This is a genomic window from Sporosarcina sp. NCCP-2716 (assembly GCF_023707985.1).
Classification (GTDB): domain Bacteria; phylum Bacillota; class Bacilli; order Bacillales_A; family Planococcaceae; genus Sporosarcina.
The window spans coordinates 14,110-29,085 of sequence record NZ_BRCF01000011.1 but is presented as its reverse complement, the minus strand read 5'-3'; the positions used below and the strand labels follow the sequence as shown (position 1 = coordinate 29,085).

Below are 14,976 nucleotides of genomic sequence, written 5' to 3'. Positions count from 1 at the left end.
CACCGCAGGAGCCGCTTTTTTCCGCCGCTTCAAATAGTCGGAAAAATTTAAATTTGAAAAAGGATTTTCCCTTCCTATGTAGAATCTATACTAGAACACGTCTGCAAGAAAGGGGAATGGAAAGGCATATGCAAGTTACGAATGTGCGTTTACGTAAAGTGGAGACCGATGGCAGGATGCGGGCGATCGCATCCATCACGATCGACGAGGAATTTGTCATTCACGATATCCGGATCATCGAAGGGAATGCGGGTCTGTTCGTCGCCATGCCGAGCAAACGGACGCCGGACGGGGAGTTCCGCGATATCGCGCATCCCATCAACCCGGAATCCCGATCGAAAGTCCAGGACGCTGTGCTGCAGGCCTATTTTGCGGAAGAAGAGGTTTTCGAAGGAGCCACCGTCTGAACGTGAAGATGTCGTTAAATTGTCACAGAGCCGCGAGCCTACCTGCTTGCGGCTCTGTTTACGCGCGCCGGGCCGCCGGGAGCTGCAAAAAATGCCATTAATAATAGGACACTGCGTATGGATTGTCAAGTGACGATAGTTGAAAAACGCTGCTATGTCGGCTATAGTCAAATAGGAAATCAAAGATGGGGGACAGCTCATGACACATACATATGCTATTGTTCTGGCAGCAGGCCAAGGCACACGCATGAAATCGAAACTCTACAAAGTGCTCCACCCCGTTTGCGGGAAACCGATGGTCGAACACGTCATCGATCACGTCAGGGGCATTGGCGCAGACCGTGTCGTCACCGTCGTCGGACACGGTGCCGAACAGGTCGAAGAGACCCTCGGTGCAAAAAGTGAATACGTCCTGCAGGCGGAACAGCTCGGCACGGCGCATGCTGTACAGCAGGCGGAGCAGCTCCTCGGCAACCTGGACGGAACGACGCTTGTCATCTGCGGGGATACGCCGCTGATCCGCTCTGAAACGATGGAAGCACTCGTCCGCAACCACCGGGAACTGGGCGCCAAAGCGACAATCCTGACCGCCATCGCGGAAGATCCTGCAGGATACGGCCGCATCATCCGCGGAGAACGTGGTGAAGTGCTGCGGAACGTCGAACAGAAAGACGCCTCACCGGAAGAACAGGCCATCCGGGAGATCAACACCGGCACGTACTGCTTCGACAACCGGGCGCTGTTCGATGCGCTGAAGAAAGTGAAGAACGATAACGCGCAGGGCGAATACTACCTGCCTGATGTGGTGGGTATCCTGCAATCGGAAGGTGCACTCATCGGGGCCTATGCATGCGCGGATTTCAGCGAAACACTCGGTGTCAATGACCGGGTCGTCCTGTCCCAGGCGGAAGCGGTCATGCGCCGCCGTATTGCGGAAACGCACATGCGCAACGGCGTCACGATCATTTCCCCGGAAACGACCGTCATCAGTGCGGATGCGGTCATCGGCCGGGACACCGTCCTTCAGCCCGGCACTGTCCTCGAGGGCAATACGGTGATCGGTGAGGAATGCGTGATCGGACCGAACAGCCATCTCATCGACAGCGAAGTCGGGAACCGCACAACAATCCATTCCTCCGTCGTCAAGTCGAGCCGGATCGGTTCGGAGACCGCTGTCGGGCCGTTCGCCCACATCCGTCCGGAATCGGATCTCGGCGATCATGTCAAAGTCGGCAACTTCGTCGAAGTGAAGAAGTCGACATTCGGCGACGGCAGCAAAGTGTCCCACCTCAGCTATATCGGCGACGCGGAAGTCGGTTCCGCCGTCAATATCGGCTGCGGTTCGATCACCGTCAACTACGACGGCAAGAACAAATTCAAGACAGTCATTGAAGACGATGCTTTCATCGGCTGCAATTCGAACTTAGTCGCACCCGTCACGGTAGGAAAAGGCTCGTATGTCGCAGCAGGCTCAACTGTAACGAAAGATGTGCCGGCAGACTCACTCGCCATCGCGCGCGCGCGTCAGGAGAACAAAGAAGGCTACGCAGCGAAACTAAACTCTAAACGATAAAACAGGAGGTCCATCATGGGCAATCAATATCCGAACCACAAACTGAAACTCTTCACACTGAATGCAAACGAACCGCTGGCAAAAGAGGTCGCGGACTTCATCGGCTGCCCGCTCGGCGAGTGTTCCGTAAAACGGTTCAGTGACGGAGAAGTTCAGATCAACATCGAAGAAAGCATCCGCGGCTGTGATGTATTCGTCATCCAATCGACGTCATATCCTGTCAACGACAACCTCATGGAACTCCTGATCATGATCGACGCCCTGCGCCGTGCCTCCGCACGGACGATCAATGTCGTCATGCCGTATTACGGCTATGCGCGCCAGGACCGCAAAGCGCGTTCCCGTGAGCCGATCACGGCGAAACTCGTTGCGAACCTCCTCGAGAAAGCCGGAGCGGACCGCGTCATCGCCATGGACCTTCATGCACCGCAGATCCAAGGGTTCTTCGATATCCCGATCGACCACCTGGTTGCTGTTCCGCTGTTGTCCGACCACTTCAAGAACCAAGGATTCAAAGGAGACGATATCGTCATCGTCTCGCCTGACCACGGCGGTGTGACCCGCGCGCGCAAAATGGCGGACCGCCTGAAGGCGCCGATCGCCATCATCGACAAACGCCGTCCGAAGCCGAACGTCAGCGAAGTGATGAATATCGTCGGCCAGGTGGACGGAAAAATCGCCATCCTGATCGACGACATCATCGACACGGCAGGTACGATCACGGCGGGAGCGAATGCGATCGTGGAAGCCGGTGCGAAGGAAGTCTATGCCTGCTGTACACACCCGGTGCTGTCAGGTCCGGCCATCCAGCGCATCAACGACTCGCAGATCAAGGAATTGGTCATCACCAATACGATCGAACTCCCTGAAGATAAAAACTCACCGAAGATCAAGCAGCTGTCCGTAGCGCGCCTGATCGGCGATGCGATTGTCCGCGTGTTCGAGGAAAAATCAGTCAGCACACTGTTCGACTGATCCGGCAGCCGCGCTTGCTGGAACGTGTAGATAGGGTTTGGAATGTCTTGTAACGGGTATTTACTATGTAGGAAAACTTTCATGAAAAGGGGACTAAACATATGAGTACAGCATTACAGTCAGAGAAACGTGAAACTGCACCACAATCAGCATTGCGTCAGCTGCGTCAGGAAGGGAAAGTCCCTTCTGTCGTATACGGATTCAAAACGGAAGCCACACCGATCACAGTGGATGAACGCGATCTCCTAAAGACCGTGCAGAAGCATGGCCGTAACGGTGCGTTCAAACTGGCTGTGGACGGACAGGATATCGATGTCATGCTCAGCGATTACCAGGCGGATGTACTGACAGGCAAAGTCGAGCACGCGGACTTCCTGGCCATCAACATGGCGGAAGAACTCGAAGTCGATGTGACGATCCACCTGACAGGCGACTCCCCGGGAGAGAAGGCAGGCGGTGTCGTCCAGCAGCCGCTCTGGGAACTGAAAGTGAAAGCGAAACCGTCCGATATTCCGGAGCACATCGAAGTCGACGTGTCCAAACTCGAAATCGGCGGAGCGATCCAAGTCTCCGATCTGCGTGAAGGGGCGAAATACGAAATCCTGAACGAAGATGACGAGACGATCGTCCTCGTATCAGCACCTCGTACAGAAGAGGAGCTCGACGCACTTGATGACGAGACGGCCGGCGGAACTGCTGAGCCTGAAGTAGTATCTGAAAAAGGCGACGACAGCCAACAATAAGGAAAAGAGCGCACGGCACGCCGTGCGCTTGTTTTTTACGTTTCACGATTTTTCAATAGAAAGAGAGCGTTCCCATGAAAATGATCATAGGGCTCGGAAATCCGGGTAAACAATATGAAATGACCCGCCACAATGTCGGCTTCCACGCGATCGACCTGCTGGCGGAGCAGCTCAGCGCACCGCCCGCACAGACGAAGTTCAACGGTCTGTTCACGACGGTGCATGTCGGGGCGGAAAAAGTGATGCTCGTCAAGCCGCTCACCTACATGAACCTTTCCGGTGAATGTGTACGGCCGCTGATGGATTATTACGAAGTCGATGATTCTGACGTCGTCGTCATCTATGACGATCTGGACCTGGCTCCCGGCAAGCTGCGCCTCCGGGCGAAAGGCGGAGCCGGCGGCCATAACGGCATGAAATCCCTCATCGCCCACTTAGGCACGGATACGTTCAACCGGATCCGGATCGGCGTCGGCCGGCCGGACGGACGGATGGGTGTGGCCGATTATGTACTGAGCCGGTTCGGTGACGAAGAACTGCCGCTCATCCGGGATGCGGTCGAACGCAGTGCATCCGCCTGCCGGTCGTGGCTCGATCGTCCGTTTGTAGAAGTGATGAACGAATTCAATGGAGCACAGGCATAAGCAGCCCTCAGCCGGCCTATACTTGTACAGCATGTACAAACGAAAGGCGTTGAGCTGCATGGTGACTTACCGCTGCAGGCATTGCAGCACCGAAATCGGGATGATCCCGTTTGCTTCAGTCAAGGAAACGATCGCTGAACTCCAGCGGACAGACCGGCGCTTCCTGCACGAAACCGATGAAGGGACCGTCGAAGTCCGCTGCATCTGCGACCAGTGCGAACAGTCGCTGCGGGAGTTTCCGGAGTATTATACAGTTGAAAAGTGGCTTCAGTAGAGGCCTGGCTTTGGCGCCTGTCCGGGGTGTGCAAAGCTTTTTGTGCTTATGCATTTCAGGAAGAAGGGACGGATTCGAATGGATTCACTAGTAAGCTATTACCGCAAGACCGCAGACATCGAGAAACTGACAAGTGAATTGAATCAGAGCCGCGACCGTCAGCTGCTGACAGGACTGACTGGCGGCGCCAAGACACTGTTCTTCCAGACACTCCAGCAGGACTCAGCCCGGCCGATGCTCATCGTTTCACCGAACATGCTGCAGGCGCAGCGTACATATGATGACCTGGTCAAACAGCTGGGGGAGGACTCTGTCCATCTGTACCCGGCTGAAGAGCTCATCGCCGCCGACTTCGCGTTTGCCAGTTACGAATTGCGGGCAGGGCGTATCGATACACTCAGCCACTTGGCCGAACAAGGAACAGGCATCTACATCACACCGGTCGCAGGCCTGAAGAAACTGCTGCCGGCGAAGGACCGCTTTGCCGGCGTCACGCTCTCTGCTGCAGTCGGCGACACAATCGACACGGACAGCTGGCTTCAGCGGCTGTCCGGCATGGGCTATGCCCGCAAAGACATGGTCACCGCACCCGGCGAATTCGCCCTGCGGGGAGGCATCCTGGACGTCTATCCGCTGACGGCGGATGATCCTGTGCGCATCGAACTGTTCGATACCGACATCGACTCGATCCGGACGTTCTCTGCTGAAGATCAGCGTTCAAAAGACAAGCTGGAACGCATCGAACTGCTGCCGGCGACGGAGTTCTCCTGGACAGCAGCGGACCTGCATGTGATTGCGGACAGGCTGGAAGACGCCCTTGCAAAGAGTCTGAAGAAGGTGAAGGACGAGACGGTGAAGGAGAACCTGCTGTACAGCATCTCGGGCGACATCGAACTGATGCGTGCAGGCGTCCAGCCGGAAAACATGGGGAAATACGCCGGATTCGCAGGGGAAGGAGTGACGACGCTCGGCGAGTACTTGCCGGCAGAAGCCCTTGTCGTTTTCGATGAAATCAACCGTATCCAGGAAAGCGCGGCCATGCTCGAAAAGGACGAGGAGGAGTGGCGGCTCTCCCTGCTCGAAGAAGGCAAGCTCGTGCACGATGCGGTGCTGTCCGTCCCGTTTGCGGAAGTGCACGCAGCATTGAACGCAATGAAACTGTACACATCGCTCTTCACAAGGACCTTGCCGGGCATCACCGTCAAGGAAGTGATGTCGTACTCGTGCAAGCCGATGCAGGAGTTCCACGGTCAGATGCCGCTGCTGAAAGCGGAAATGGAGCGCTGGCACCACGGGAAATACAATGTCTTCGTACTCGCGGAAGGCCGGGAGCGGGCAGATCAGGTGCAGTCGATCTTGGCGGATTACGACATCGAGGCGACAGAGAACGGCAGCGCGGCAGCAGAAGGTATGGTCACCGTCCTTGACGGGAGCCTGCACGCCGGATTCGAACTGCCGATGCAGCGGCTCGTCGTCATCACAGACGGCGAACTGTTCAAAGGGAAGCCGAGACGGAAAGCACGGCCGCAGAAAGTCTCGAACGCGGAACGCATCAAGAACTATTCGGAGATCAAGCCCGGTGATTATATCGTCCACGTCCAGCACGGCATCGGTAAATACTACGGCGTCGTCACGCTGGAAGTGGGCGGTGTCAGCAAGGACTATCTGGACATCCGTTACCGCGGGGAAGACAAGCTGTTCGTCCCTGCCGACCAGATCGATCTCGTCCAGAAATACGTCGCGTCCGGCGACAAAGAGCCGAAACTCCACAAGCTCGGCGGGGCGGAATGGAAGAAGACGAAGACGAAAGTCACCGCTGCCGTCAAGGATATCGCGGATGATCTCATCAAGCTCTACGCAGAACGGGAAGCACAGAAAGGCTTCGCCTTCTCGCAGGACGACGATCTGCAGCGGTCGTTCGAGAACGCTTTCCCGTACGAAGAGACGGACGACCAGCTGCGCTCCATCACGGAAGTGAAGCAGGACATGGAAAAAGAACGCCCGATGGATCGTCTGCTATGCGGGGACGTCGGTTACGGCAAGACGGAAGTCGCCATCCGAGCCGCTTTCAAGGCGGTTTCGGACGGCAAGCAGGTCGCCTTCCTCGTGCCGACCACCATACTCGCCCAGCAGCACTATGAGACGATGAAGTCCCGGTTCGCCGATTTCCCGATCCAAGTCGAGCTGTTGAACCGCTTCCGTTCGAAGAAGCAGCAGACCGAAACGAAAAAAGGACTGAAGAACGGCACGGTCGACGTCGTCGTCGGCACGCACCGCCTGCTGTCGAAAGATGTTGTTTATCATGACCTGGGCCTGCTGATCGTCGATGAAGAGCAGCGGTTCGGCGTGACACACAAGGAAAAGCTGAAGCAGCTGAAGACGAACGTCGATGTCCTGACATTGACTGCGACCCCGATTCCGCGGACGCTCCACATGTCGATGATCGGCGTCAGGGACCTGTCGATCATCGAAACGCCGCCAGCGAACCGGTTCCCTGTGCAGACGTACGTCATGGAAAACAACATGGCGCTCGTGCGGGAAGCGATCGAACGGGAAATGTCGCGCGGGGGCCAAGTGTTCTACCTGTACAACCGGGTGGACGACATGACGAAAAAAGTCGATGAAATCCGCCAGCTCGTGCCGGAAGCCCGGGTCGCCTTCGCCCATGGCCAGATGGGTGAAGCTGCGCTCGAGGAAGTGATCCTCAGTTTCCTGGAAGGCGAATACGACGTCCTTGTGACGACGACGATCATCGAGACCGGCATCGACATCCCGAACGTCAACACGCTGCTCGTCCACGACGCGGACCGGATGGGTCTCTCCCAGCTGTATCAGCTGAGGGGGCGTGTCGGCAGGTCGAACCGGGTTGCCTATGCGTATTTTCTTTATGAGCGTGACAAAGTGCTGACCGAAGTGGCGGAGAACCGGCTGCAGGCCATCAAGGAATTCACCGAACTCGGATCGGGCTTCAAGATTGCCATGCGCGACTTGTCGATCCGCGGGGCCGGAAACCTGCTCGGTTCCCAGCAGCACGGCTTCATCGACTCGGTCGGGTTTGACCTGTATTCCCAGATGCTCCAGGAGGCCGTGGAAGAAAAACAGACAGGCATCTCGAAAGAAGACAAGCCTGATCTCGAAATCTCACTGCCGCTCAACGCCTATCTGCCGGATACGTACATCAAGGACGGTTATCAGAAGATCCAAATGTACAAGCGGGTGAAAGCGATGGAAGGCGAAGAGGATTTCAACGAGCTGTGGGATGAGATGACGGACCGGTTCGGCGACCTGCCGTACGAAGCGGAGCTCCTGCTGCGCATCGGCCGCTTGAAGGCATGGGGGAAAACAGCAGGCGTCGCGTCCATCAAAAAGCGGCATTCCGTCATCGAAATCCGTTTCTCGGCATCCGGGACGGCGAAGACGGACGGCGCGAAACTCGTGTCGGAGACGATGGTGTTCGGCCGGGCGATCGGCTTCACGATGGACGACGGCGACCTCGTCATTTCGATCGACGACCGCAAGCTCGGCAAACAGACCGAGTTCGACGTTTTGGAATCGGTGATGCGCCTGCTGCAGGATGCCGGGAAAGAAACGAGCGACGTCCATGCCGGTTAGTCCCGCGACTGCATAAAATGCCCATGCATGAAGCATACTGAGACCGTAAAGCGGATTTCAATAAGAAAGTGAGGCATCATGCATGAAGGCAACCGGTATTGTCCGCAGAATCGATGACCTGGGCAGAGTGGTCATTCCAAAAGAGATCCGGCGTACGCTCCGCATCCGTGAGGGCGATCCGCTGGAAATATTCACGGATCGTGACGGCGAAGTGATCTTGAAAAAATACTCACCCATCTCCGAATTGGGGCAGTTTGCAGCCGAATACGCAGATACCCTGTACCAGACGCTCGGCACGCCCGTTCTTATCAGTGACCGCGACGAAATCATCGCAGTCTCCGGCCTGCCGAAGAAAGAATACTTGAATCGGCAAGTGTCCAGCGATGCGGAAGAGCTGCTGACGAAGCGGACGATGGTGACGGAAAAGATGGAGAAGACCGTTGAGTGGGTGCCCGGACAGACAGAACACGTGAAGTCGTATTGCGTGACGCCGATCGTCGTGAACGGTGACACGATCGGCGCCATCTATTTACTGTCGAAAGTGCATTTCATCGGCGAAGCGGAACAGAAGACGGCTGAGACGGCTGCGCTCTTTCTGGCCAAACAAATGGAACAGTGATCCGCCTGCACCACCTGAAGTGTTTCAGGTAGTGCAGGTTTTTTCGTGCATTCCGCGAGGCTGTTGTTTGCCGCCCGCAATGGTATAATGGACACCATCCATACAACGAAAGAGGATTCAGCATGGCAGCAGCCGATTGGAACATGAAAACATTCATGAAGGGCGCGTCGGTCCTGACAGTGTCCGCCCTGATTGTCAAAATGCTCGGGGCGGTCTACCGGGTGCCGTTCCAGAACCTGGTCGGTGACAAAGGATTCTACATTTACCAGCAGGTGTATCCGGTCATCGGCATCTTCGTCATCTGGACGACGTACGGGGCGGCGGTGTCCATCTCGAAACTTCTTGCCGGAACGGAGGATCCGGGAGAACAGCGGGCCATCTTGAAATTGTCTTTCCTTTACATGGGCGTGCTGAGCGTGATCGCTTTTGCTGCACTGACAGCAGGGGCTCCGCTTGTGGCCGAACTCATGGGTGACGGACAGCTCGCTCCGCTTCTGCGGACGGGTGCCTATATCCTGCTCGTCATGCCGCTGCTCGCCGTCTACAAAGGTGCTTTCCAATCGAGGGGCGACATGATGCCGATAGCTGTGTCGGGTGTTGGGGAACAAGGAATCCGGGTAGCGATCATACTGGCGGGCACTTGGATCGCCGTGCAATCCGGCGCTTCACTCTATACAACAGGGCAGATCGCCGTATTCGGGACTGTCGCCGGCCAGGCGGCAGGTATTGCAATCCTGATGGCCTGGAGCCGGTCTTCCGTAAAAACGGTGCCCGTCGCCATCGACAAACGGCACGTTCTGTGGGAGCTGACGGTCGTCAGCCTCAGTCTCAGCGCAAGCTCCCTCATCCTGCTGCTGTATCAGCTGGCGGATGCGTTCACCATCCTGAACGTCCTGACGACTTCCGGGATGGCTGAATCGGCCGCCATGACGCTGAAAGGGGTCTATGACCGCGGACAGCCGCTTCTTCAGCTCGGCAGCCTCGTTGCGACGACGCTTGCCATGGCGATCGTCCCGCTGATTGCCCATCATACGGCAAAACAGGGCACGCGCGGTTCGTGGCCGTTCGTCCAGCTGACGTACCGGGTCGCCGTCCTGTTCGGCATAGCCGCCGCCCTCGGGCTCGCGCTGCTGCTTCCATCCGTGAATGTCCTGCTGTTCGAGACCGCTGAAGGATCCGGAGCCCTGGCGATCTTCTGCCTGCAGATTTTCTGGCTGTCCCTCGTGCTGCCGCTCTGTGCGATTTTGCAGGGCGCGGGTTCCGGAAAGATTCCTGCGGCATGGCTGCTGATCGGGCTTGCGGTCAAGGTTCTTGCGAATGTGCTGCTTGTCCCGCGTTTCGGCATTACAGGGGCGGCGCTCGCCGGCAACCTGGGGTTCGCCGTGACAGCTGCCGGCCTGCTCGTCCGTTTCAAGCAGCAGTGGCCGGCCCGCCTGGCACCGGCCCGTTTCTACGGCTGGCTGACAGTGGCCGCGGCAGCGATGGCCGCTGCTGTGCTGGCGTGGACAGCTTTCATCGGTGCTGCGGGGCCTTATGCAGGAAGCCGGACAACCGCTGCACTGGCGGCGCTGCCGGCAGTAGCGATCGGCGCTTCTGTCTTTTTATCCATCCTCATGAAAGTCCGCGTATTGGCGGAAAAGGACTGGTACTTGCTGCCGTTCGGGAAACACCTGGCGCGCCTGCAGCTGGTCCTGACAAAAAAGAGAAGGTGAATGTATGCATACAATAACGATAATCGGACTCGGAGCCGGGGAGCTCGATCAGCTGCCGCTCGGAGTCTACCGGAAACTGAAAGCGGCGGAGACGCTGATCGTCCGGACGGATCAGCATCCGGCGGTCGATGAACTGAAGGCGGAAAGGGTGCAGCTTCGCAGTTTCGATGACGTGTACGAATCGAATGATGCGTTCGATGCCGTTTACAAGACAATTGTCAGCCGCCTGCTCGACATGGCGGCGCACGGTCCGGTTACATACGCGGTCCCGGGCCATCCGCTCGTCGCAGAGCGGACGGTCCAGCTGCTGATCGAAGAGGAGAAAGCCGGCAGAGTCGAACTGGACATCGCGGGAGGCAGCAGTTTCCTCGATCCTGTCTTCACTGCGTTGCGCATTGATCCGATCGAAGGGTTTCAGCTGCTGGACGCGACGGATCTCCATCAGGATGCCGTCATGATGGGGCAGCACGTCCTGATCGGCCAAGTGTACGATGCGTTCGTCGCTTCCGACGTGAAACTGACGCTGCTCGAAAAGTATGATGTCGAACATCCTGTTACGATCGTCACGGCAGCTGGAACTTCCGCGGAGCAAGTCCGCACCGTCCCTCTCGTGGATCTTGACCGCAGCACGGAAATCGACAACTTGACGACGGTCTACGTGCCGCCTGTGCCGCAACAGACGGGCCGGCTGAAGGAATGGCAGACGTTCCGGGCGATCATCGCGGAGCTCCGCGGTCCGGAAGGCTGCCCGTGGGACCGGGAACAGACGCACGAATCGCTGAAACGGTATCTGATCGAAGAAGCGCACGAAGTGATCGACGCCATCGACCGGCAAGACGACGAGGGGCTGGTCGAAGAACTCGGCGACGTGCTGCTGCAAGTGTTCCTGCACGCGCAGATCGGTGAAGATGAAGGCTACTTCTCCATCGAGGACGTGCTGTCTGCGGTGGGAGACAAGATGATCCGCCGACATCCGCACGTGTTCGGCGAAACGGACGTGGCCGACGCGGAAGAGGTCCTCGCCAACTGGCAGACCATCAAAGCCGCGGAAAAACCGGAGCGGACGTCATTGCTCGACGGACAGGCGCTGACCGGTTCATCGCTGCTGACCTCCTTTAATTATCAAAAAGCTGCTGCCCGCGTCGGATTCGATTGGGATGACGTCAGCGGGGCCTTTGCGAAGTTCGAAGAGGAATGGCAGGAGTTCAAGGACGAAGTCGCGGACGGCACGCAGGATTCCCGGACGGATGAGCTCGGCGACGTATTCTTCACCCTCGTCAACATCGCCCGCTTCCTGAAACTGTCACCGGAAGAAGCGATGCAGCACGCCAACAGGAAATTCCAGACCCGGTTCGCCTACATCGAACAGGCGGTCGCCGCCGGGCGCGGGGAGTTCAGCGACTATACGCTGGACGAGCTCGAACAATTTTGGCAGGAAGCCAAACGGAACAGGAGGAACTTGACATGAGACTCGATAAATTCTTGAAAGTGTCACGGCTGATCAAACGCCGGACACTCGCGAAGCAAGTCGCGGACCAGGGCCGCATCACCATCAACGGCAAAGTCGCCAAAGCGTCATCCGACGTGGCGCCGGGTCAGGAACTCGCGATCCGCTTCGGCCAGAAGATCGTCACTGTCACTGTGAACGAATTGAAGGCATCGACGAAAAAAGAGGATGCCGCGACGATGTATACGATCGTCAAAGAGGAAAAGCTCGACAAAGTGGAGCCGGAGTTCGTGGACGACGAAGACTGAACAGACATGACAGGAGGTTTCCTGTCATGTTTTTTGTTGGACGTGCATAGGATGGCAGTGTACAAATTCGACAGGGGGACAGACTATGCAAATCCAAACTGAAAGCCCAGCCTACACGATTCCATCCGGGGATCACGTCGTCACGATGCGCAATCGGAAACGGATGGACCTGACATCCGTCAAGACGATCGACCGGTTCGACCAGGAAGAGTTTCTCGTCCGGACCTCCCAAGGAATGCTGACCATCAAAGGAGAAGAGTTACGCATCGTCCACTTGGATGTCGACAAAGGCCTTCTTACCTTGGAAGGTTCCGTCAGCACGCTCCAGTACGACGAAGAAGAGACAGGCTCCCGTAACTTCCTCCATAAATTGTTCGGATGAGCATTTCCGGCCAGTTCGTCAGCCTGCTTGCGATGATCGGCTCCGGAATCATCGCAGGCGCGTTCATGGATATGATCGGCACGGGCATCGCACAGACCGGGAAATCATCGGCGGTCCGGCGGGTCTCCGGCTGGCTGGAGGGAGCCGGCTGGCTGCTCGCAGGCTGTTTCGCCTTTGCCGTGCTCTTCGAATTCCGGGCCGGCGAGTGGCGGATGTACGATCCGCTCGCCCAGCTGGCTGGGCTGCTGCTGTACGCCAGCCTGTTCCATCGGCCGTTCCGACTGATCGGAAGGCTGGCCGTCCTGCTGTTCATCCGTCCGATTGTGTGGCTGATCCGTCTGATCGCCTGGGGAATCCGCAGTGTCTTCCGCATCCTTTTTGCAGTGGTGTACGTCCTCATAGGACCGTTCCGTTATCTATACCGCCGGCTTGTCAACTTTCGCTTCAAAAAAAAGCCCGAGTGACGTATAATGGAAATAGACCAGCTGTAAAATTGTAGTTGAGGGGGCTGTACAGGAGATGGAGCAAAAGGCAAGGAAGCAAAATTCCTCATCCGTTGCATCGATTGAAACTGAATATGTCCGCTCCATGCAACGCAAAGAAGACTGGCGCCGCAGGCAGAAGAAACGGCTGAAGCTGAAATTGCTGGCCTTCGCCATCATTGCAGTCGTCACATTCGGCGGCATTGCGGGCTACAATCACCAGCAGAAGGAATTGCTGGCTGCGAAGCAGCAGGAGAAACAGCAACTGATCGAACAGCTCGCCGCGAAGACGGGCGAACAGGAGCAGCTCAAGAAACAGCTGCTGAAATTGGACGACGAAGAGTACATCGCGAAATTGGCCCGGAAAGAGTATTTCGTTTCGAATGAGGGTGAAATCATTTTCTCCCTGCCGGAAGGAAAGAAAAAAATGGACAAAAAAGACGGCGGAAAAGAGTAGTCTTATTGACACTCTTTTTTTGTTGGATATAATGAAAGTAGGAATCTTGCGCAGGCAGGACCCGTAAAAACGGTTGCTAGGCTCCTGAAGAAGGGGAGCCCGCTTAAATTCTAAGGAGGAGCATTTTTTTTATGTCAATTGAAGTAGGCAGCAAATTAGAGGGTAAAGTGACAGGGATTACAAATTTTGGGGCATTCGTTGAATTGCCGACCGGCGTAACAGGACTTGTCCACATCAGTGAAGTGGCGGACAACTACGTCAAGGATATTAACGATCATTTAAAAGTCGGCGACAAAGTTGAAGTGAAAGTCATGAACGTCGGTTCAGACGGCAAGATCGGCTTGTCGATCCGGAAAGCGAAACCGGAATCCGAACGGCCGCAGCGCCCGCAGCGACCATCACGCCCTCGTCAGGGAGGACGTCCGCCGGAGCGTCCGGAGAATTTCGAGCAGAAAATGGCGAAATTCATGAAGGACAGCGAGGAACGCCTCACGACACTTAAGCGCGCAACCGAGTCAAAACGCGGAGGCCGCGGAGCACGCAGAGGCTGACGTGTACGAATAAGGTTGTTACCGACCCTCGCGAGCTGTTTCAATACAAAAAAAATGTCTTATATATCGAGAGCTGAGCATGTGCCTTCTGGGCGCACGCTCAGCTTTTTCTTGCTGGCGGTGTGTCGGTCGGCTCGTTGTTATGAGCGCATTGGGCAGTTTATGAGCGGTTTGCTGAGGTTTATGAGCGGTTTGCGGGATTTATGAGCGGTTTGCTGAGGTTTATGAGCGGTTTGCAGGATTTATGAGCGGTTTGCAGAATTTATGAGCGTTTTCCGAGGTTTATGAGCGTTTTCAGGAATTTATGAGCGGTTCCCCCGGTTTTATGAGCAATCCCGCACTCTCCCGGGGCATCCGCTGTATCAAAACCCAAGCACACAAAAAAAGGATCTGTCATTTCGACAGATCCTTTCACACGATACAATATAGCGGCGGAGGGGATCGAACCCCCGACCTCACGGGTATGAACCGTACGCTCTAGCCAGCTGAGCTACACCGCCAAATGGATGATCCGCAAAGTTCATCTTTGCGACCCTTTACATCATACAGAGAGCAGAAGAACTTGTCAACGGTTTCCCGAGACTTTTTCAGAAAAGAAGACGCAGCCTGTCCCGGAGTCCGATCTATCCTTCATCCGCGACCCGAAAAAACATCCCCGGAAACCGTCGAAATGTTTTTAGGACCAGGTGTCAGGAAGAGACAAATTATGAAGCAGCCTCCCGGTATACTTACGGCACTAGGTCATAGGGGGAATGAGAGATGAAGTTGGTCAGCAGCAATACAGAGAGAA

Annotated in this window: 15 protein-coding genes and 1 tRNA gene; 15 read left to right on the top strand and 1 reads right to left on the bottom strand. The window is 56.3% G+C overall.

Translation table 11 applies throughout. From position 1 onward, the window contains the following. Positions 1-128 precede the first annotated feature (128 nt). The 15 genes from spoVG to NFU03_RS14400 all read left to right on the top strand — a co-directional run bounded on the left by spoVG (position 129) and on the right by NFU03_RS14400 (position 14,186). Complete coding sequence (gene spoVG, locus NFU03_RS14470) at positions 129-407, top strand: septation regulator SpoVG (RefSeq protein WP_251639834.1); 279 nt, start codon at positions 129-131, stop codon at positions 405-407. Between the two features lie 199 nt (positions 408-606). Next, entirely contained in the window at positions 607-1,980 is a 1,374-nt protein-coding gene (gene glmU / locus NFU03_RS14465; protein ID WP_251639833.1) for a bifunctional UDP-N-acetylglucosamine diphosphorylase/glucosamine-1-phosphate N-acetyltransferase GlmU, read from the top strand. Between the two features lie 15 nt (positions 1,981-1,995). Further along, the gene (locus NFU03_RS14460; protein ID WP_251639832.1) at positions 1,996-2,955 is read left to right on the top strand and encodes a ribose-phosphate diphosphokinase; all 960 of its coding nucleotides are present in this window, start codon (positions 1,996-1,998) and stop codon (positions 2,953-2,955) included. Between the two features lie 101 nt (positions 2,956-3,056). Further along, positions 3,057-3,698, top strand: a complete 642-nt coding sequence (locus NFU03_RS14455) for a 50S ribosomal protein L25/general stress protein Ctc (RefSeq protein WP_251639831.1) — start codon at positions 3,057-3,059, stop codon at positions 3,696-3,698. Between the two features lie 74 nt (positions 3,699-3,772). After that, positions 3,773-4,342 (top strand): aminoacyl-tRNA hydrolase, encoded by a 570-nt coding sequence (pth, locus tag NFU03_RS14450; RefSeq protein WP_251639830.1) that lies wholly within the window; start codon positions 3,773-3,775, stop codon positions 4,340-4,342. A gap of 58 nt (positions 4,343-4,400) precedes the next feature. Continuing rightward, on the top strand, positions 4,401-4,616 hold the full coding sequence (locus tag NFU03_RS14445; protein ID WP_251639829.1) for an anti-sigma-F factor Fin: 216 nt from the start codon (positions 4,401-4,403) through the stop codon (positions 4,614-4,616). Between the two features lie 78 nt (positions 4,617-4,694). Next, positions 4,695-8,228, top strand: a complete 3,534-nt coding sequence (mfd, locus tag NFU03_RS14440) for a transcription-repair coupling factor (RefSeq protein ID WP_251639828.1) — start codon at positions 4,695-4,697, stop codon at positions 8,226-8,228. 82 nt (positions 8,229-8,310) lie between these two features. Next, a complete protein-coding gene (spoVT, locus tag NFU03_RS14435; protein WP_251639827.1) occupies positions 8,311-8,847 on the top strand; it encodes a stage V sporulation protein T in 537 nt (178 codons plus the stop codon). 122 nt (positions 8,848-8,969) lie between these two features. Next, the gene (locus tag NFU03_RS14430) at positions 8,970-10,559 is read left to right on the top strand and encodes a putative polysaccharide biosynthesis protein (RefSeq protein ID WP_251639825.1); all 1,590 of its coding nucleotides are present in this window, start codon (positions 8,970-8,972) and stop codon (positions 10,557-10,559) included. Between the two features lie 4 nt (positions 10,560-10,563). Then, positions 10,564-12,027, top strand: coding sequence for a bifunctional methyltransferase/pyrophosphohydrolase YabN (gene yabN, locus NFU03_RS14425; RefSeq protein WP_251639823.1), 1,464 nt, complete (start codon positions 10,564-10,566; stop codon positions 12,025-12,027). Further along, positions 12,024-12,314, top strand: coding sequence for an RNA-binding S4 domain-containing protein (locus NFU03_RS14420; protein WP_251639821.1), 291 nt, complete (start codon positions 12,024-12,026; stop codon positions 12,312-12,314). The genes yabN and NFU03_RS14420 overlap by 4 nt, the downstream gene beginning before the upstream one ends. An 85-nt stretch (positions 12,315-12,399) precedes the next feature. Further along, positions 12,400-12,696 (top strand): sporulation protein YabP, encoded by a 297-nt coding sequence (gene yabP, locus NFU03_RS14415; protein ID WP_251639819.1) that lies wholly within the window; start codon positions 12,400-12,402, stop codon positions 12,694-12,696. Beyond that, complete coding sequence (gene yabQ / locus NFU03_RS14410; RefSeq protein ID WP_251639817.1) at positions 12,693-13,160, top strand: spore cortex biosynthesis protein YabQ; 468 nt, start codon at positions 12,693-12,695, stop codon at positions 13,158-13,160. The genes yabP and yabQ overlap by 4 nt, the downstream gene beginning before the upstream one ends. Positions 13,161-13,215: 55 nt before the next feature. Beyond that, a complete protein-coding gene (locus NFU03_RS14405) occupies positions 13,216-13,635 on the top strand; it encodes an FtsB family cell division protein (RefSeq protein WP_251639815.1) in 420 nt (139 codons plus the stop codon). A 131-nt stretch (positions 13,636-13,766) separates the two neighbouring features. Beyond that, the gene (locus NFU03_RS14400; protein ID WP_251639813.1) at positions 13,767-14,186 is read left to right on the top strand and encodes a S1 domain-containing RNA-binding protein; all 420 of its coding nucleotides are present in this window, start codon (positions 13,767-13,769) and stop codon (positions 14,184-14,186) included. Positions 14,187-14,612: 426 nt separating this feature from the next. Here the strand turns inward: NFU03_RS14400 and NFU03_RS14395 are convergent. Further along, positions 14,613-14,686, bottom strand: a tRNA-Met gene (locus NFU03_RS14395). Between the last annotated feature and the right edge of the window lie 290 nt (positions 14,687-14,976).

What these genes read in the sequence shown, in the direction of transcription:
- spoVG (WP_251639834.1), top strand. Translation starts at nt 129, where the DNA reads ATGCAAGTTACGAATGTGCGTTTACGTAAAGTGGAGACCGATGGCAGG.
- glmU (WP_251639833.1), top strand. Translation starts at nt 607, where the DNA reads ATGACACATACATATGCTATTGTTCTGGCAGCAGGCCAAGGCACACGC.
- NFU03_RS14460 (WP_251639832.1), top strand. Translation starts at nt 1,996, where the DNA reads ATGGGCAATCAATATCCGAACCACAAACTGAAACTCTTCACACTGAAT.
- NFU03_RS14455 (WP_251639831.1), top strand. Translation starts at nt 3,057, where the DNA reads ATGAGTACAGCATTACAGTCAGAGAAACGTGAAACTGCACCACAATCA.
- pth (WP_251639830.1), top strand. Translation starts at nt 3,773, where the DNA reads ATGAAAATGATCATAGGGCTCGGAAATCCGGGTAAACAATATGAAATG.
- NFU03_RS14445 (WP_251639829.1), top strand. Translation starts at nt 4,401, where the DNA reads ATGGTGACTTACCGCTGCAGGCATTGCAGCACCGAAATCGGGATGATC.
- mfd (WP_251639828.1), top strand. Translation starts at nt 4,695, where the DNA reads ATGGATTCACTAGTAAGCTATTACCGCAAGACCGCAGACATCGAGAAA.
- spoVT (WP_251639827.1), top strand. Translation starts at nt 8,311, where the DNA reads ATGAAGGCAACCGGTATTGTCCGCAGAATCGATGACCTGGGCAGAGTG.
- NFU03_RS14430 (WP_251639825.1), top strand. Translation starts at nt 8,970, where the DNA reads ATGGCAGCAGCCGATTGGAACATGAAAACATTCATGAAGGGCGCGTCG.
- yabN (WP_251639823.1), top strand. Translation starts at nt 10,564, where the DNA reads ATGCATACAATAACGATAATCGGACTCGGAGCCGGGGAGCTCGATCAG.
- NFU03_RS14420 (WP_251639821.1), top strand. Translation starts at nt 12,024, where the DNA reads ATGAGACTCGATAAATTCTTGAAAGTGTCACGGCTGATCAAACGCCGG.
- yabP (WP_251639819.1), top strand. Translation starts at nt 12,400, where the DNA reads ATGCAAATCCAAACTGAAAGCCCAGCCTACACGATTCCATCCGGGGAT.
- yabQ (WP_251639817.1), top strand. Translation starts at nt 12,693, where the DNA reads ATGAGCATTTCCGGCCAGTTCGTCAGCCTGCTTGCGATGATCGGCTCC.
- NFU03_RS14405 (WP_251639815.1), top strand. Translation starts at nt 13,216, where the DNA reads ATGGAGCAAAAGGCAAGGAAGCAAAATTCCTCATCCGTTGCATCGATT.
- NFU03_RS14400 (WP_251639813.1), top strand. Translation starts at nt 13,767, where the DNA reads ATGTCAATTGAAGTAGGCAGCAAATTAGAGGGTAAAGTGACAGGGATT.